We start from the raw sequence: 17,657 nt of genomic DNA on the forward strand, positions 1-17,657 counted from the left end.
CAATCCATGATTTTTTAAAACCTATAAAAATGTCTAACTTTTTTATTGCACTTCATCTATGCAACCGCGAGTCTCAGATTTTTTTGTATTTCATTTAAACAAACAAGCTCAAAATCATAACGCAAACAATACCAACAACAGAAATCAAACTTTCCAAAACAGTCCAAGTTAACAAAGTTTCCTTCACTGTTAAGTCAAAGTATTCTTTGAACATCCAAAAACCTGCATCATTAACATGAGATGCGGCCAATGAACCAGCTCCGACGGCCAACACCATTAAAGCAGGATTTACTCCGGCTGAAGTCATCAATGGTAACACTAATCCAGCAGCGGTTAATGAAGCAACGGTTGCTGATCCTAATGCTACTCTCAAAACAACGGCTATCAACCAACCTAATATCAATGGCGAAATATTAACACCGGTGAACAGTTTCATAACGGCATCACCGACTCCACCATCGATCAAAACTTGTTTAAAGGCACCGCCACCACCGATTACTAATAGTAGCATGGCGATTGATTTAACAGCATCTTCCAAACTTTTCATAATTTCTGGGGTCTTAAATCTTCTAGCCCAACCCATAGTGTACATCGCTACTAACAATGAAATTGTCATGGTAATAGCTGGTGTTCCGATAAAAGCAATGATTGAATCCAAAAGTGTCGGATTCTTTGGTACGGAACCGCCATTGAATAACAATTGATAAACTGTGGTAATTGCCATTAAAATAACTGGGAACAATGATGTTAATACACTGATACCAAATCCTGGGGTATCTTCCAACTTGAATTTCTTTTGTGGTCCTAAAGCAGTTAAATTGCCTTTACGATTAAAGGCATCGGGTACAATCTTTTTAGCAAATTTTGTGTAGACTGGACCGGCAACAATAACTGCTGGTATAGCAACAATTATTCCGTAAAGTAAAACATGACCAGCATTGGCATTCAAAACAGCACTAATTGCAGTAGGTGCTGGATGTGGTGGTAGGAAACCATGTGTTACAGAAAGTGCAGCGGCCATCGGAATTCCCAAATAAAGAATTGAAACTCCAGCTTCAACAGCTATAGCGAAAACGATTGGAATCAGAAGAACCATCCCTACTTCAAAGAACAAGGCGATTCCGATGATGAATGATGCCAAAACAATAGCTAACTGTAGTCGTTTTTTTCCAAATTTTTCAATTAAAGTGTGTGAAATTCGGTAGGCACCACCGGCGTCAGCAACCAATCGACCTAACATTGCACCGAAACCGAAGACAATCGACAATTCACCTAATTGTCCTCCGATTCCGTCTTGAATACTTGTGGCAATTTTAGTCATTGGGATTCCTAATCCAACTCCAACAGCTATAGAAGTAATGATCAATGAAACAAAGGTATTTAGTTTTAACTTAATGATTAAAAATAGTAATAAGGCTACACCTAAAATTAATACTAAGAAAGCCATAATTAGTCTCCTCCTCTTTGTTATCGCTTACAGTGAATCTGTTAAGAAAAGCGCGTTCACACGCACCTTTTTATTTCACATGTTTTTTTTGGAATTCGGCAATACTCTTATACTCCGGCTCCAAAACTCTTGAGAGTCTGATCCAAATTGGTAACAATTCACGATAAACTTGGAAATTCTCTTCATTTGGTTTGTGAACATCTGTTACACCAACCATATCTTTCACAGCCGATAAGTCATCGATATATCCTAAAGCATACATTCCTAACACTGCGGCTCCTAAACAGGAACTTTCAAAACTTTCAGGAATTGTAACATCTTGTTCAAAGATATCAGCCAACATTTGTCTCCACAAAGCTGAGCGGGCAAATCCACCTGTAGCTTGAATACTCTTAGGTTTTCCGGCAACTCCTTCAATCGTCAACATAACGATGTACAAGTTATAAACGATACCTTCCAAAGCAGCTCTAACCATGTGAGCTCTGGTGTGTTTTCTAGTTAAGCCGAAGAATGATCCTCTAGCGTAAGCATCCCAAATTGGAGCTCTCTCGCCACCAAGGTAAGGATGGAATAACAATCCATCAGAACCGGCAGGAATCTTTTCAGCAATTTGTGTCAAAATATCGTAAGTTGAAACTTGCATTTGTTCAGCAGTAATTTTTTCCGGAGCAAAGAGTTGATCCTTGACCCAACGGAAAACAATTCCTCCATTATTAACCGGACCACCAACGACCCATTTATCTTTAGTTAAGGCATAACAGAACAATCTACCATTAGGATCAACCACTGGTTTGTCGACCACTACTCTGACTGCCCCACTAGTTCCGATTGTCACGGCTACTACTCCAGGATCAATCGCATTGACACCGAGATTGGATAACACACCATCACTAGCGCCAAACACGAATGGTACGTCCTTCGTGATTCCCAAAACCTTACCGTAATTAGAATTGATGCCAGTAATCGTATCCGTTGGTTCAACTAATTCTGGTAATTGATCTGTGGTAATGCCTAGGAGATCCAAGGCTTGTGGTTCCCATTTCAATTTAAAAATATTGAACATCCCAGTTGCGGAAGCAATTGAATATTCCATCTTATAAGTTCCAAATAATCTGAAGAAAATATATGTTTTGAGATCAATAAATTTCTTAGTTTTCTTAAATAAATCTGGCTTCTCATTCTTGATCCATAAAATTTTTGATAATGGTGCCATAGGATGAATTGGCGTTCCAGTTTTAGCGTAAATCTCTGCCCCAATACCGTTTGCTTTTAGTTCTTCACTGTATTTAGCAGCTCGATTATCAGCCCAAGTAATTGCACGGGTCAAAGGTTGATCGTCTTGATCCATCAAAATCAAACTGTGCATGGCTGAGGAGAAGGAAACTCCTTTTAACTCACCTTTTTGGACTTTTCCTTTACGGATAACTTGTCCTAATACTTCAATCACTGCATCAAAGATATCTTCTGGATCTTCTTCAGCCATATCAGGTACATCTTGATACAATTGGTAACCACTGTTAGCGTGAGCAATAACTTTTCCTTTCATATCATAGAGGACACTCTTTGTACTAGTAGTTCCAATATCAACGCCAATCATGTATTCCATAATTAAAACTCCTTACATAAACTCAAAATTATTTATTCTTATCGATTGCATGTCCACCAAATTCATTTCGTAACGCTGAAACAACTTTGCCGGTGAAAGTGTCATCTTCCATAGAACGATATCTCATCATCAGTGACATTCCGATAACAGGTGTTGGTACTTGTAATTTCAAAGCTTCGTCTAAAGTCCACTTACCTTCACCAGATGAATGCATTGTGCCTTTGATATGTTGTAAATTATTATCTTTAGAAAAAGCATCTTGAGCTAATTCCATCAACCAGCCACGGATTACTGATCCGTTAGACCAAACTTTAGCAACAGCCTCATTATCATATTCGAATTTACTGTGTTCCAATACATCGAACCCTTCAGCGATAGCTTCCATCATTCCATATTCAATACCGTTATGAACCATCTTGAGATAATGTCCACTACCAGCTTTGCCAGTGTAGAGATAACCATCTTTCATCGCAATACCCTTGAAAATTGGTTCAATATATTGGAAAGCTTTGTAGTCATCGCCACCAATCATGAAATTACCATCTTGATTAGCACCACTCTTGCCACCAGATGTTCCACAATCGAAGAATTTAATTCCTTTAGCTTTCAAAATTTGATTGTGTCTGAGTGAATCTTCATAAAATGAATTACCACCGTCGATCACAATATCATCACTATCTAAAAGTTGACTTAATTTATCGATCGTATCATTAGTTGGCTTACCAGCTGGTAACATGACCCACATAATGCGAGGTTTCTTCAAAGCCAAAACAGCTTCTTCCAAACTGGCAACACTTTGAGTACCCATGTCACTTGCTTTTTGTCTAGCCACTTCGTTTAAATCAAAGGCAACTACTTGATTGTCATTTCTGATTAAATTCTCACATAAGTTGATTCCCATTTTTCCTAAACCGATCATTGCTAAATTCATATTTATTGTCTCCTTTTGTAAAGCGCTTTCATTTATTGACTATAGTATATGAAAATTATTTTTAAAAATCAATAGTTTTATAGAAAAATCTTTTCAGATAAATAAAATTGTGCTATCTTATTATTGTGAGGTAAAGCCTATGCAAAATAATTTTAATATGTTGATCAAATCCTACTATGACAACTTAACCGGGACTTCAAAAGATATCGCTGACTATCTTTTAGAAAATCCCCAAACTAGTTCGGCTCTAACCATTACCGATTTGGCTAAAAAGACTAATTCTTCTATTTCTTCTATTTCTCGTTTTGCAAAGAAATTAGGATTTAATAGTTTCCAAGAATTAAAAATCAATCTGCTCACATCAACAACAGACAAAAAGGAATCTAATAACCTCTTCCAAGAAATCAATCCTGACGATACCCTGAAAGAAATGGCGAAAAAAGTTTTCACATCTAACGTGTCAGCTTTGAACGCTACGATTGATACTCTGACCCAAGAACAATTACAATTGGCTATCGAAATCATTGCCAATAAGAACTCTATTGCTTTCTTCGGATTAGGTGCTTCAGCTATCGTTGCTTTAGATGGCTACCACAAATTCTTGAAATCAGATAAAACTCCATTATTTGCTAACGACTTTCACATGCAATTAATGATGGCAACTACCTTGAGACCCGATACTTGTGCTGTAATAATTTCGCACAGTGGTGAGAATAAAGATGCCTTCAAATTAGCCCAAAAGTTACACGAAAAGAAAATTAAAACCATTGGAATTACTAGTTATGGCAACTCATCTTTGACTAAAATTGTTGATTTGACCTTACTATCGATTTCCGAGGAAACAAATTATCAAGATGAAGCTATGCATGCTATCATCGCTCAAATCTCCTTAATCGATACTCTTTTTGTTTTGACTGCCATGAAAGATGACAAACAAACAACTGATGTCTTTAAAGAGATTCGTGAAACAATCAATGGTACTCGTTTGAATAAATAGAAGAAGACCCAGAAATCAATCGATTTCCGGGTCTTCTTCTTTTCACATAGAATACTTTCAGATTCTCAAATTATCTTGAAAGGAGAATCCATCTTACTACATAGAAAAACTATTCACAATAATTTAAATAGGCACCTAATAAATTGGCTTCTGAGCCGAACCTACACTTAGTTACCTGTGCATGCTTTATATTTACCTTGATAGGCATATTACTAAAAAAATCATTGTATTTATCAATGACTCTTTCTACAAAGTAATCACTATTGCTTATCCCTCCCCCAATAGCAATTTTTTCAGGGGCAAAAATGAATTGTAGAGAAATAAGGGCATTGACGAATCTCTCCAAATATTCGTCAAATAGAGGTAAAACTCTACCATCACCCTTTTTTACTAATTCAATTAACTCTTCTCCTGAAAACTCATTAATTCCCAAAACGATACCCGCTCTTTTTACCAAAGCTGGAACACTCAATAAATTGCCTAAGAATTGTTTCTTATTATCAATATTTTCGACGATCATTGAAAACTCACCCGCATATAGATTCGTTCCATGAAGAATTTTTCGGTCATTTATAATTGCACCACCAAAACCGGTTCCAAGTACACATACCAATGCATCATCAATATTTTGCAATGATCCTAGTGTTAACTCTGCCATTGCTGCACTTCTTGCATCATTTTGAATACTGCATTTCATATTAAATTTTCTATTAATAACCTCTTTCATATTAATCCCATCAAAGTATCTTAACGATCCACCATGTACTATATAGCCCATTTTAGTATTCATCGTTCCAGGCAAGCTGAACGCTAACCCATCAAGAGAATATTTTGATTCACACCTTCTGATAATTTTAGAAATTTCTTTTAGAAACTCATCTAGACTTTTTTGTGGTGTGGAAAATTTATCATCTATAATTATTTTGCTTTTATTAATAATTCCCCACTTAACAAAGGTTCCTCCAATATCAAAACTTAATATACAATTCATAAACTCAGCCTCACTTCAATTCTTTACTATTTATTTCATCATCACTTTCAAATATAAAAATTTCTGAAGAATATTCAAACGAATAACTTACAAAATTAAATTTTTTAAAGTCACTTCTTCTAAAATTTAAGCCCATTATTTTTGATAACACTTTGATAAAAATAAAAGCTATCTTTTTCGTATCTCGTCAATTGCTTCTCATCATGATTATTTCTATCTACATAAACGAATCCATACCTTTTATTCATTCCATCATTTACACTAAGTAAATCTATAAATGACCAAGGACAGAAACCAATAATATGAACACCATCTTTGATTGCCAATCTTAATTGCTCAATGTGCCCTTTAAAATATTTAATACGTTTTTCATCATGAATTTTTCCATCTTCAAGTTTATCTTCATCTGACCAACCGCATTCTGTAACTAAAACCTCAATTTCTGGATATCTATCGTTAAGTTGCTGCATTGCATACCTTAATCCAACGGGATCATTTGACCATCCCCACTTTGTATAATCTAAATCTGAATCCTTAATAACACTAAAATCATCCAATACAAAACCATCTTTATTATTTTTATCTTTATATTTAAAGGTGGTTGTACAATACCAATTTACCCCTAAATAATTAGCAGTTCCTTCTTTCAAAGTTTGTAAATCCTTCTTCGATAAATCAAGATGAACTCTCTTATCATTTAAAGTATTTAAATAACTTTGCGGAATTATCCCCCTTATTGAAATATCCATTAAATAAAAAGAGAAATAATCTTCTAATTGTTTTGCCAATAATATACTTTTTGATTTACCATTCTCCGGTAAAGCAGTGATGTATGAAACAGCCGGTCCTATTTTTATATTTCGATATCTTTCTCTTGCCATTTTAAATACTTCTGCTTGAGCTAGACACATATTAATATTCGATACTTGGGCATTTTGAAATAGTTCTTTTTTATTATTAGCCTTAGTCCCCATAATTTCTGGCTGATTAACCATTACATTTTGTTCATTAATCGTTAGCCAATATTTAACTTTATCTCCGTATTCTTTTAGTAAAAAATCAGCATAATTATAAAAGTCCTTTATTGATTTTTTCGAAACCCAACCATTATATTTGTTCACTAATGCCATTGGATAATCAAAATGAAACATAGTTACAATTGGCTCTATTTCATTTTTTACCAATTCATCAATTAATTTATGATAATAATTGACACCTTTCTCATTTACGATTGATAAATCACCATTAGGTAACACCCTAGTCCAACTTATCGAAAATCTATATGCTTTCAATCCTAGTTTTTTCATTAAGGAAATATCTTCATCTAAATGATGATATTCATCAACAGATACAGAGCTGTCCATATACTTTCCCGCACGAGTTCTTACATCAGCTACTGATTCTCCTTTGCCATCAGAATTACCTGCACCTTCAACTTGAAAAGCAGACGTACTTGCTCCCCATAAAAAATTATTTGGAAACTTTCGATTACTATTTTTCATTTGTTATCGCTCCATTACTTTTTTGCTCTAGCTTCAATTCCTGATTATCCAATACTTTAAAGAATGGGTAATATAGAAAAATTATTACCACCATAATTAATAAGCGCATTACAACGCCTTGCCATCCCATTGTGAAGAACGATCCAATAAATTTTGGGACTGTCCATGGTAATATTACAGCTGAGAAATTAGGATTATACGTTGCAATAAATCCAATCTTCATCGCAATATATCCCATAAATCCGGAAACAACTGTACTTAAAACAAATGGAATAAACATTATTGGATTCAACATTATTGGAAAGCCAAAAATAACTGGTTCATTAATGTTGAACATATTTGGAATAATTCCCAATTTTGCAAATGATCTGTATCTTTTGGATTTACCAAATAGAAAAATACATAACATTAAACTCAAAGTACTTCCTGTACCGTCATTATTCATAAAATCAAACATAATCAAATTACTTAAATAATGTACCGTTTGACCTTTATTAAATTGATCAATTGAAATCATCATCATCGGTAAAATTATTGGAGTGATAACGGACATAATCGCATTGGGATGAATACCAAAGAAAAATAAAATATTTGCTAGCACATATACCAAGAATAATGCTGGTATAGATGCACCGACATTCATCAATGGTTGTGCAACGATTTTTGTAACAAAAGTAAAAACATCATTATAACTAGTAATGCTGAATCCAAATCTTACAATAAATACCATGAATAAAAGAATAATTCCTATAAAAATTGGTTCAAAGGATTCAGCTACCATCGGTGGAACTGAACCAGGCATCTTTAGTGTTAACTTTTTATTCTTTGATAATTTTGCATATAATAAAGGAATAAGAATGGCAATAAACATTGAAACAAATATACCAGAACTCCCTAAATTACTTAATTGAAAACCTTGTACTGATTTCTTTCCCACCATTATTGTTTGTGGTTGTAAAATAAAGAATGTTGCCCCAGAGAACAATGCAGGAATTATAGGATTTGTTTTTAATAATTTGGCATAATTATAGGAAATAGCCAAAGTTGTAAATATGGCAAGTACCCCCATCGTCCCATTTGAAATTGCATTAAACTGATCCGACAATCCAATACTTGCAAAATATTTTGCAACTGATGGTATTGGAAAACTTCCCAAAAGTGAGAATATTGCTGCGCCTAATGTTAATGGAAGAATCATCATCATTCCCCCAGACAAGGCCTGAAGTATCTTAACCTGACCCAATTTGGTCATCATTGGTACCAATTTCTTAGAGACTTTTGATTGAATATCTGATTTAGCCATTTTTGTAACCCCTTTCACCATTTAATAGTATCATCGGACCTCATAATTTAATTTTCACTAATTCAAATCAATTTTCATCTTGTAATCATTATTTCCGCTATCATGAAAATAATATATAATAACTCTTAAACTAATTGATAAGGACGTTATCTCATGGATAATTTTATAAAAATGATTGACTATCTTAATACTCATCCTAAAAATGATTCGTACTCTAAAATAATCATTTATTCTTTCAACAATTCCAATGAATTGGCCCATCTATCTATTACGGACATAGCAACCAATTGTTATGTATCAATTTCGACAGTGTCACGTTTTGCAAGGGTCTTTGATTTCAAATCATTTGCCGAATTCAAATCATACATAACAATTTATTCAAATATATCTCCAGATTTTTCATTTAGAATTAAAAATTCTGATTTAGGTTTAATTAGAAATAATCCCAAACAATTTTTAATGAATTATAAGGAGAAAATCGATGCCTCTCTAACTGATGTTATTACAAACATTAATATCTCTAAAATTGACGAAGTACTTAGTATGATAAATTCACATGATAATGTTTATGTCTTTGGTTCAGAAAGTTCATATTCACTTTTAAATGAGATTCAACGCGGTCTATTTATTTCGGGAAAATTAATTTTTTCAGGTAAAGAAACTAAAGATTTTGAGAGAATGGCTCTTAACCTAAAAAAGAATGATCTTGCGCTTGTTTTTTCATCTTTTGGAACTTTCCTTTCTGATTCCCCACAAATTATTGATGAAATTCTTAAATCTGGTTGTGATAATATCTTTATAACTCAACATACAGAAAATATGACCACTTCTTCATTTAAAAATATTTTAAATATTACTAAAGAAAACCACGTAGAAGCTGGTAATTATCCATTTCTATTTATATGTGAATTTCTTGTTCGGCGGTACTATTCACTGTTCCATAACAAAAAATAGTCTGAGATTTTATCCCTCAAAGATGATGGATAAAATTCCAGACTATTTTTTGTTGCATTTTTAAAAGAAAGAACTATAATCAAGTTTGTAAATTGATAGTGAGTACTCACTATCATGCAAAGGAGAGGATATTATGTTTACAACAATGTTTTGGATTCTAGCAATTTGGTTCATTATCAATGTAATTTGGATGTGGTTCGTAACTGATAATCAAAAACTTCAAAAGACTTTTGCTTGGATTAATGTAGTTGCCGTTATCGTTGGATTCTGGGTTTACTTCGGAGCCACCAAAGTTAGTGGCATCGATACTTGGTTCAATATCATGAATTACGCAAATATTGTCGTTGCCCTTGTTCAGTTCTACTTTGGTTACAGAAATAGCACTACTGTCAAACATGCCTAAAATCATTTCGAAGTTTTACCTCTTGTGTTCCATTTAGGATAGAATGGAACTATCAATAAAAAATGAGGTATGGCATATGGACAATCAATTTGATATTTATCGTGAAGCAGAAAAAAATGAAAAACTAACACCAAAACAAAAATTGATTTTCCAATCAGCTATCGACTTGTTCTCTAAACAAGGCTATGCCAATACTTCAACCAAAGAAATTTCCGAACATGCTGGTGTTTCTGAAGGAAGCATTTTTCGTAAGTTTAAAAATAAAGAAGAATTATTGATGGCAATTCTGACACCCTTGACTCATAAAATTCTACCCCAGGATTTAGATCAGTTTTCTCAAACTGCTTATCAGAATGGCACTCTTAATTTAAAATATTTTTTAACAACTATGATCAATGATCGTATCTCACTCTTTAAATACAACCATAAAATAATGAAGATATTCCTGAACGAATTTATCTACGATCAAGATATACACGACCGTTTGATTGAAAGCATTCCTAAAAAATCATTTAAACAGTTCAATCAGGTTCTGGATGAGTTAAAGCAAAAAAATTTATTGATTGATTGGGACAATCTTGAAATTTTTCGATTCCTAGCCTCAAATATTTTAGGATACTTGATTCAACATTATATTATTGTGGACGAAAAGAAATGGGACGAGCCTTTGGAAATAGAACACGTCACAGAGTTTATCGTTAAAGGATTAACTCCAACAAAATAGTTTTCAACAAAAAAAGTCGACGAATGAAATATTACTTTCATTCATCGACTTATTTGTTTATTTAAGAATTATTCTTAAAGTACTTCAACTGATGCTGTTGTAACACCATATGAAGGAATTTGGTTATTTGGCATAGCAACGTCTAATTGGTTAGGGTTACTGTATGCAAATGTACCTGTATCATTAACTGTTCTGATCAATACTGTACCGTCAGAAAGTGTGATCTTAAGTGTTGTACCCTTAGGGAATACTGAAAGGTTAGCAGCAACACCGCTATAACCCATGTTTGAACCTAATACGGCTGGATCATAGAAACTGATCTTGAATGTACCTTGTGATGTACCAGTTGTACTTGTGCTTGTTGTTTGTGTTTCAGAAGCACTTTGTGTAACTGCTTGAGTTTGTGTTTGTGTGTTTTCTTGTGTAGTACTTTGTGTTTGTGTAGTTGTCTCTTGGTTACTTGTTTGTTCAACATCTGTTTGTGGTGTTACCGTTTGTTGAGCATCTGTAGTTGATGCTGTTGTAGTAGCACCTGGCAATGTAACTGTTTCACCAGGGAAGATTAAGTCAAATCCGCCAACTTCACGGCCGTTTGCTTGTTCTAGTTCGGCGATTGTTACACCTGAGTTAGCAGCGATACTCTTGTATGTATCTCCTGCTTCAACTTGAACATGGTTACTGTCGAGTTGTACTGCAGCCTGAGCAGTTTGTGATGTTGCTGCAAGTGCTGTTAAAGCTGTTGTACTTACTAAAGCGATAGATAAAACTTTTTTCATGAATTAATTACATCCTTATATTTAAAATTATTGTCTAGCCCTCATTTGCTATGTTGCATATACTAACAGGTGTTTATTACACAATTACGTCTGTCAAATTACAAAAGCAGGCTTTTCTGTAATTTTAGTAACAATTCTGAAACAATAAGTCTAAATATCGTTGGTATAATAAGATTTTACATTTTATGAATTTGAAAATAATTAAAACTTATTCTGAAAATATGAGAGTATTCTTATAATAATTATTAAACAAACAAGTCTAAAATCATGACACAAATGATTCCAACGACTGATATCAAGGTCTCTAACACGGTCCAAGTCATTAAGGTTTCCTTAACTGTCAAATCAAAATACTCCTTAAACATCCAGAAACCAGCATCATTTACATGAGAAAAAGCTAATGATCCGGCACCAATTGCTAAAACCATTAAAGCGGGATTTACTCCAGCCGAAGTCATCAATGGTAAAACTAGCCCTGCAGCTGTCAATGATGCTACAGTTGCAGAACCTAAAGCAATACGTAATACAACCGCAATTAGCCATCCCAAAAGTAAAGGTGAAATATTAACGCCAGTAAATAATTTCATAACCGCATTACCGACGCCGCCATCAATCAAGACTTGTTTGAAGGCTCCACCACCACCAATTACAAGTAGTAACATGGCAATCGATTTGATAGCATCTTCCAAACTCTTCATAATATCTGGTGTTTTGAATCTTCTTGCCCATCCCATTGTGTAAATTGCTAGGAGTAGAGAAATCGTCATTGTAATGGCTGGTGTTCCGATAAAAGCAATGATTGAATCCAATTTATTCGGATTATCAGGAACTGAACCACCATCAACAACTAATTGATAAATGGTGGTGATAGCCATTAAAACTACAGGAAACAATGATGTTAAAACACTAATACCAAAACTGGGTGTATCCTCTAATTTAAAATTCTTTTGAGGTCCTAAGGCTGTCAAATTACCTTTACGACCAAAAGCATCCGGAACAATTTTTTGCGCTAATTTTGTATACAATGGACCTGCAACTACTACTGCTGGAATGGCCACAATAATTCCATAAAGTAATACTTGTCCTGCATTAGCACTCAAAACTGTACTAATAGCTGTTGGAGCTGGATGCGGTGGTAAAAATCCATGAGTAACCGACAAAGCTGCAGCCATTGGAATTTCTAAATAAAGAATTGAAACTCCTGCTTCCACGGCAATGGCGAAGACGATAGGAATTAATAAGACCATCCCTACTTCAAAGAACAAAGCGATTCCGATAATGAATGAAGCTAAAACAATTGCTAGTTGTAATTTCTTTTTACCGAACTTTTGAATCAAAGTATGCGAGATTCGGTAGGCACCTCCAGCATCAGCAACCAAACGACCAAGCATTGCACCGAATCCAAAGACAATCGAAAGTTCACCTAATTGTCCACCAATCCCATCTTGAATACTGGTTGCTATTTTGGTTAAGGGAATTCCTAAACCAATTCCTACTACTATAGAAGTAATTATTAATGAAAGAAACGTATTAAATTTTAATTTGATGATCAAGAACAGCAATAATGCCACACCTAAAATCAATACCAAGAAAGCCATTTGTAATCCCCTTTAAATTTTTGACGTGAACTACGTCGGTACTGAGGTACCGAGCTTCTAGGAACATTCCATACTTGCCGACTAGTATTTCAACTAGTCAGTAGAGGCTAGAACTATTTTACTAAGGCTTGTTCCAAGCCGATATTTAATATATTTTTACTTGCATTAATATCTCTATCATGGTGAGTACTACAATTTGGACAATCCCATTCTCGAATATCCAATCCGTGTTTACCATCGTCATAACCACAGTTAGAACAGATTTGACTAGTTTTGAATGGATTAACTATCAAAAGTTTTTTACCATACCATTCACACTTGTATTCAAGCATTAGTCTTAATGCTCTCCAAGATTGATTGGCAATGGCACGTGATAATTTATGATTCTTAAGAAGATTTTTGGTTTTCAAATCTTCAATTACAATCATGTCATTATTTTCAACTAATTCACGAGTTATCTTATGGAGATAGTCTTTCCTTTGATTAGCTATCTTTTCACTATATTTAGCTACCATGAGCTTAGCCTTCGTATAGTTGATGTATTGTTCTAAGGGCTTAGGATCAACCAATCCAAATTCTTTCTTGTATTGAATGTCCTTCAAGGCCTGAGTACGTCTTCTAGCTAATCGTTTTTCCCAATAGTGCTTCTTTTTAGCCAATTTTTTATCAAATCGTATAGTCTTATATTTTCTACCGTTTGAACAAATGACTAGATCAGAAACACCCATATCAATTCCAACTGATTTACTAGTCTTAGGTAATTTCTTTAAGTCCTCGTCAACTGTTAAAATGGCGTAATACTTATTTGTCAACGATTTACGAATCGTAACGTACTTGATGATACTAGGAATTGATTTCTTATTCTTATATTTCATTACTCCAAGTTTAGGAAGCTTTATATAAGAACTATCAATGATCTCAACGTTGTTTTTAACAAACTTAGATTGATAACTTTGTTTGGGAAACTTCTTGCTTTTAAAACGAGGAAACTTACGCTTTTTACTAAAGAAACCCCTATATGCCTCAAATAAGTCTTTATTAGTGACCTGAAGACTGGTACTTTCAGCTTTCTTTAACCAGATATGTTCTCTTTTAAAGGCAGTTAGAATATAGTTCAAATCAAAAGCTTTTAAAGCTTTCAAATCTGGATTATTTTCGTGACGTTTAATCATCATATCTAGCATATTGTTCCAAACGAAACGATTGGCTCCAAAATTGAGGTCAATCAATTCTTTTTGATAGTCATTAGGATAAATCCTTAACTTTAATCCTTTTAAAACCATACACATTAGAACCCCTTTCCCATTAAATGCAACATAATAATAGCATCTTGGGAAACATATGCGATAGCAAAAGCAAGAACTAATGTTCGCTACTTTGATCCTCATTTTGTTTAAATTATTGAGCCTTGAAAAGAATTCTTTATTACTGAATAAAAATTGGAATTAATGAAGGGACCCCCCTAGAGCCATATGCAATAAAGAAGATGTTACGATTCAAAAACATAGAAGTTATATCTAATCATATCCATATAATTATGGGTTTCTCCCAGATAAAACACCAACAAATACCGTAAAAAATCTAAAGGGAATATCGGTTAGAGAATGATTCAAGAAATGCCCGGAAACAAAATCACAATTATGGGGTGGTCATCTTTGGTCCCCAAATTATTTTATGAGTACCATTAGGAAATATATCAGAAAAAATTGTAATAGAGTACGTGAACCAACAATTAACAAAATATAATAATGGTCGTCCAAGACATTGATTCATCACGGCAATAAATTACCGAATTTTCTCAATTGACGACCTTTATAAAAAATGCGTTATTAGCGCACTTTAGTTTATTTCATATGTTTCTTTTGAAATTCTGCAATACTCTTATATTCAGGTTCCAAAACTTGTGACAAACGAAGCCAAATTGGTAAGAGTTCACGATAAACTTCAAAATTCTTTTCATTAGGTTTGTGAACGTCTGTAACACCGACCATACCCTTAACAGCAGATAAATCGTCGACATATCCTAAAGCATACATACCTAGTACGGCAGCTCCCAAACAGGAACTTTCAAAACTTTCAGGAATTGTAACATCTTGTTCAAAAATATCAGCCAGCATTTGTCTCCAAAGGGCTGAACGGGCAAACCCACCAGTAGCTTGAATACTCTTAGGCTTACCAGTCACTCTTTCAATCGTCAGCATAACAATGTAGAGATTATAAACGATTCCCTCCAAAGCAGCTCTAACCATGTGGGCACGAGTGTGCTTTCTAGTTAAACCGAAGAATGAACCACGTGCATAAGCATTCCAAATTGGGGCACGTTCTCCTCCCAAATAAGGATGGAACAACAAACCATCAGATCCGGCAGGAATCTTTTCAGCAATCTGTGTCAAAATATCATAGGTAGAAACTTGCATTTGTTCAGCAGTAATTTTTTCTGGAGCAAATAATTGATCTTTGACCCAGCGAAAAACAATTCCACCATTATTAACTGGTCCACCGACAACCCATTTATCTTTTGTCAGAGCGTAACAGAATAAATGTCCATCCGGATCAACGACTGGTTTATCAACAACAACACGTACGGCACCACTTGTTCCAATTGTTACAGCTACGACACCAGGATCAATCGCATCGACACCCAAATTTGAAAGGACTCCATCACTGGCACCAAAAACGAATGGAATATTTTTAGAGATACCTAGCAACTTACCATATTTTGGATTAAGACCAGTAATTGTATCAGTTGGTTCAACTAATTCAGGTAATTGATCAGTCGTAATGCCCAAAAGTTCCAAAGCTTGTGGTTCCCAGGCCAATTTAAAGATATTAAACATCCCAGTTGCGGAAGCAATTGAGTATTCCATCTTATAAACACCAAATAATCTGAAGAAAATATAAGTTTTTAAATCAATAAATTTCTTAGTTTGAGCAAATAACTCTGGCTTCTCATTCTTTATCCAAAGAATTTTTGATAACGGAGCCATTGGATGGATCGGTGTTCCCGTTTTGGCGTAAATCTCGGCACCCAATCCATTTTCTTTCAATTCCTCACTATACTTAGCAGCTCGATTGTCTGCCCAAGTAATAGCACGAGTCAAAGGTTGGTCGTCTTTATCCATTAAAATCAAACTGTGCATTGCTGATGAGAAAGAAATTCCCTTCAATTCACCCCGCTTGATTTTTCCTTTACGAATAACTTGACCCAAAACCTCTACTACAGCATCAAAAATATCATCTGGATCTTCCTCCGCCATATCAGGGACATCTTGGTATAATTGATAACCACTATTAGCGTATGCAATGACCTTTCCCTCCATGTCATATAAGACACTCTTTGTACTGGTCGTTCCAACATCAACGCCAATCATATATTCCATATCTAAACTCCTCACGTGATTTTCTAGACTATTAATATTATTGCATATTTTTTAAATAATTTTTAGAAATCTTAACTGTAGTAGTATGATATTTTGAAATCACGCGAAAAAAATGTACTTCTATTGCCGTCGTCCGCAAAAAATCTGTGAGCCGCTGGAACGTGGTGGACACGACTGAAGACTCACAGATTTTTTACTACCGACTAGTTTTCTTTTCCAATATTATCAAGTAAAACCGCAGTATTTTAAATTTTTTAACTCTATATAATCAAAAAAGAACCAAATTTACAAAAATAAAAACATCTATTAATTTCACCACATAAAATTATGGTGTCCTTAATAGATGTTTTTTGTTATTTTTTACTTCCATTCATCACGTAAAATTCCGTATTGAACTGAATCATAATACTTGCCTTCATAAAAACGAACTTGACGAATGCGTGCTTCTTGTTTCATTCCGATTTTCTCAGCTACATGCATCATTCGTGGATTTCCGGACCAAGTTGTTAAACCCAAATGTGGGAAGTTAAAAAGATTGAATAAGTAAGTAATATAAAGTTTTAAAGCTTGACTACCGATATGTTTATCCCAAGTATCTGTCGCATAAATAGTAATTCCCATGTCGTACCACTTTGCTAATTTTCCATCTTTAAAATGTCCACCAACGGAACCAACGATTTTTTCATCACTTGTAATCAATAGATGTTCTTTATTACCTAACCAAGCTTTTGGTGCTAAATCATTAATAAACTCTTCTTTAGTAGGCAAATCATCATGAAAGTATGGACCGTTTAGTTTTGTCCATCCAGCATTCGGATCACTAAAGGCCAATTGCCAGAATTCTTCTAGATCTTCTGGTTGTGCTTGGCGTAACTCTATTTTTGACAAATTGATCATCTCCAAAATAAAAAGAACTTGTCATTATTATATGGCAAATTCTTTCTAGTTCAACATAAAATAAATATCGTCTATTTTTTACTGCTATATTTTGAACATTTTTCTATAATTAATTTGTCCAAATACTGACGACACAAAAAGCTGATGT

At 34.2% G+C, this 17,657-nt stretch carries 15 protein-coding genes; 4 read left to right on the plus strand and 11 right to left on the minus strand.

Features of this window, described 5'->3' with window-relative positions:
• Positions 1-94 precede the first annotated feature (94 nt).
• From FC97_RS05255 to gnd, 3 genes are all read right to left on the minus strand, one after another.
• Positions 95-1,447 carry a gluconate:H+ symporter gene (locus FC97_RS05255; protein WP_054643881.1) on the minus strand — a complete coding sequence of 451 codons (1,353 nt, stop codon included), beginning with the start codon at positions 1,445-1,447 and terminating at the stop codon, positions 95-97.
• Positions 1,448-1,517: 70 nt separating this feature from the next.
• Positions 1,518-3,053 carry a gluconokinase gene (gntK, locus tag FC97_RS05260; protein ID WP_056951878.1) on the minus strand — a complete coding sequence of 512 codons (1,536 nt, stop codon included), beginning with the start codon at positions 3,051-3,053 and terminating at the stop codon, positions 1,518-1,520.
• Between the two features lie 28 nt (positions 3,054-3,081).
• A complete protein-coding gene (gnd, locus tag FC97_RS05265) occupies positions 3,082-3,984 on the minus strand; it encodes a phosphogluconate dehydrogenase (NAD(+)-dependent, decarboxylating) (protein ID WP_054643882.1) in 903 nt (300 codons plus the stop codon).
• Between the two features lie 139 nt (positions 3,985-4,123).
• On the opposite strand from gnd, the gene FC97_RS05270 reads away from it, so the two are divergent.
• Positions 4,124-4,981, plus strand: coding sequence for a MurR/RpiR family transcriptional regulator (locus tag FC97_RS05270; protein ID WP_054643883.1), 858 nt, complete (start codon positions 4,124-4,126; stop codon positions 4,979-4,981).
• 109 nt (positions 4,982-5,090) lie between these two features.
• Here the strand turns inward: FC97_RS05270 and FC97_RS05275 are convergent, their stop codons facing one another.
• From FC97_RS05275 to FC97_RS05285, 3 genes are all read right to left on the minus strand, one after another.
• Positions 5,091-5,972 (minus strand): ROK family protein, encoded by an 882-nt coding sequence (locus tag FC97_RS05275; RefSeq protein WP_056967900.1) that lies wholly within the window; start codon positions 5,970-5,972, stop codon positions 5,091-5,093.
• Between the two features lie 119 nt (positions 5,973-6,091).
• On the minus strand, positions 6,092-7,474 hold the full coding sequence (locus FC97_RS05280) for a glycoside hydrolase family 1 protein (RefSeq protein ID WP_054643885.1): 1,383 nt from the start codon (positions 7,472-7,474) through the stop codon (positions 6,092-6,094).
• A complete protein-coding gene (locus FC97_RS05285; RefSeq protein ID WP_054643886.1) occupies positions 7,464-8,777 on the minus strand; it encodes a PTS sugar transporter subunit IIC in 1,314 nt (437 codons plus the stop codon). Before FC97_RS05285 ends, FC97_RS05280 begins: the two co-directional genes overlap by 11 nt.
• A gap of 153 nt (positions 8,778-8,930) precedes the next feature.
• Here FC97_RS05285 and FC97_RS05290 point away from each other — a divergent pair, with 153 nt between their 5' ends.
• The 3 genes from FC97_RS05290 (at position 8,931) to FC97_RS05300 (ending at position 10,858) form a co-directional block, all read left to right on the plus strand.
• Positions 8,931-9,731, plus strand: coding sequence for a MurR/RpiR family transcriptional regulator (locus FC97_RS05290; RefSeq protein ID WP_056967902.1), 801 nt, complete (start codon positions 8,931-8,933; stop codon positions 9,729-9,731).
• 133 nt (positions 9,732-9,864) lie between these two features.
• Complete coding sequence (locus tag FC97_RS05295) at positions 9,865-10,134, plus strand: hypothetical protein (protein ID WP_054643889.1); 270 nt, start codon at positions 9,865-9,867, stop codon at positions 10,132-10,134.
• Between the two features lie 76 nt (positions 10,135-10,210).
• Positions 10,211-10,858: a TetR/AcrR family transcriptional regulator gene (locus tag FC97_RS05300; protein WP_054643890.1), complete on the plus strand. Its 648-nt coding sequence runs from the start codon at positions 10,211-10,213 to the stop codon at positions 10,856-10,858.
• A 74-nt stretch (positions 10,859-10,932) separates the two neighbouring features.
• On the opposite strand, the gene FC97_RS05305 is transcribed toward FC97_RS05300, so the two are convergent.
• From FC97_RS05305 to FC97_RS05325, 5 genes are all read right to left on the minus strand, one after another.
• Positions 10,933-11,634 carry a LysM peptidoglycan-binding domain-containing protein gene (locus FC97_RS05305; protein WP_056967904.1) on the minus strand — a complete coding sequence of 234 codons (702 nt, stop codon included), beginning with the start codon at positions 11,632-11,634 and terminating at the stop codon, positions 10,933-10,935.
• A gap of 245 nt (positions 11,635-11,879) precedes the next feature.
• Positions 11,880-13,232, minus strand: a complete 1,353-nt coding sequence (locus FC97_RS05310; protein WP_054643891.1) for a gluconate:H+ symporter — start codon at positions 13,230-13,232, stop codon at positions 11,880-11,882.
• A gap of 113 nt (positions 13,233-13,345) precedes the next feature.
• Complete coding sequence (locus tag FC97_RS05315) at positions 13,346-14,515, minus strand: RNA-guided endonuclease TnpB family protein (RefSeq protein WP_054643892.1); 1,170 nt, start codon at positions 14,513-14,515, stop codon at positions 13,346-13,348.
• Positions 14,516-15,076: 561 nt separating this feature from the next.
• Entirely contained in the window at positions 15,077-16,612 is a 1,536-nt protein-coding gene (gene gntK / locus FC97_RS05320; protein WP_054643893.1) for a gluconokinase, read from the minus strand.
• Positions 16,613-16,972: 360 nt separating this feature from the next.
• On the minus strand, positions 16,973-17,500 hold the full coding sequence (locus tag FC97_RS05325) for a GNAT family N-acetyltransferase (protein WP_225868798.1): 528 nt from the start codon (positions 17,498-17,500) through the stop codon (positions 16,973-16,975).
• Between the last annotated feature and the right edge of the window lie 157 nt (positions 17,501-17,657).

Source organism: Companilactobacillus kimchii DSM 13961 = JCM 10707, assembly GCF_001435445.1.
Taxonomy (GTDB): Bacteria; Bacillota; Bacilli; order Lactobacillales; family Lactobacillaceae; genus Companilactobacillus; species Companilactobacillus kimchii.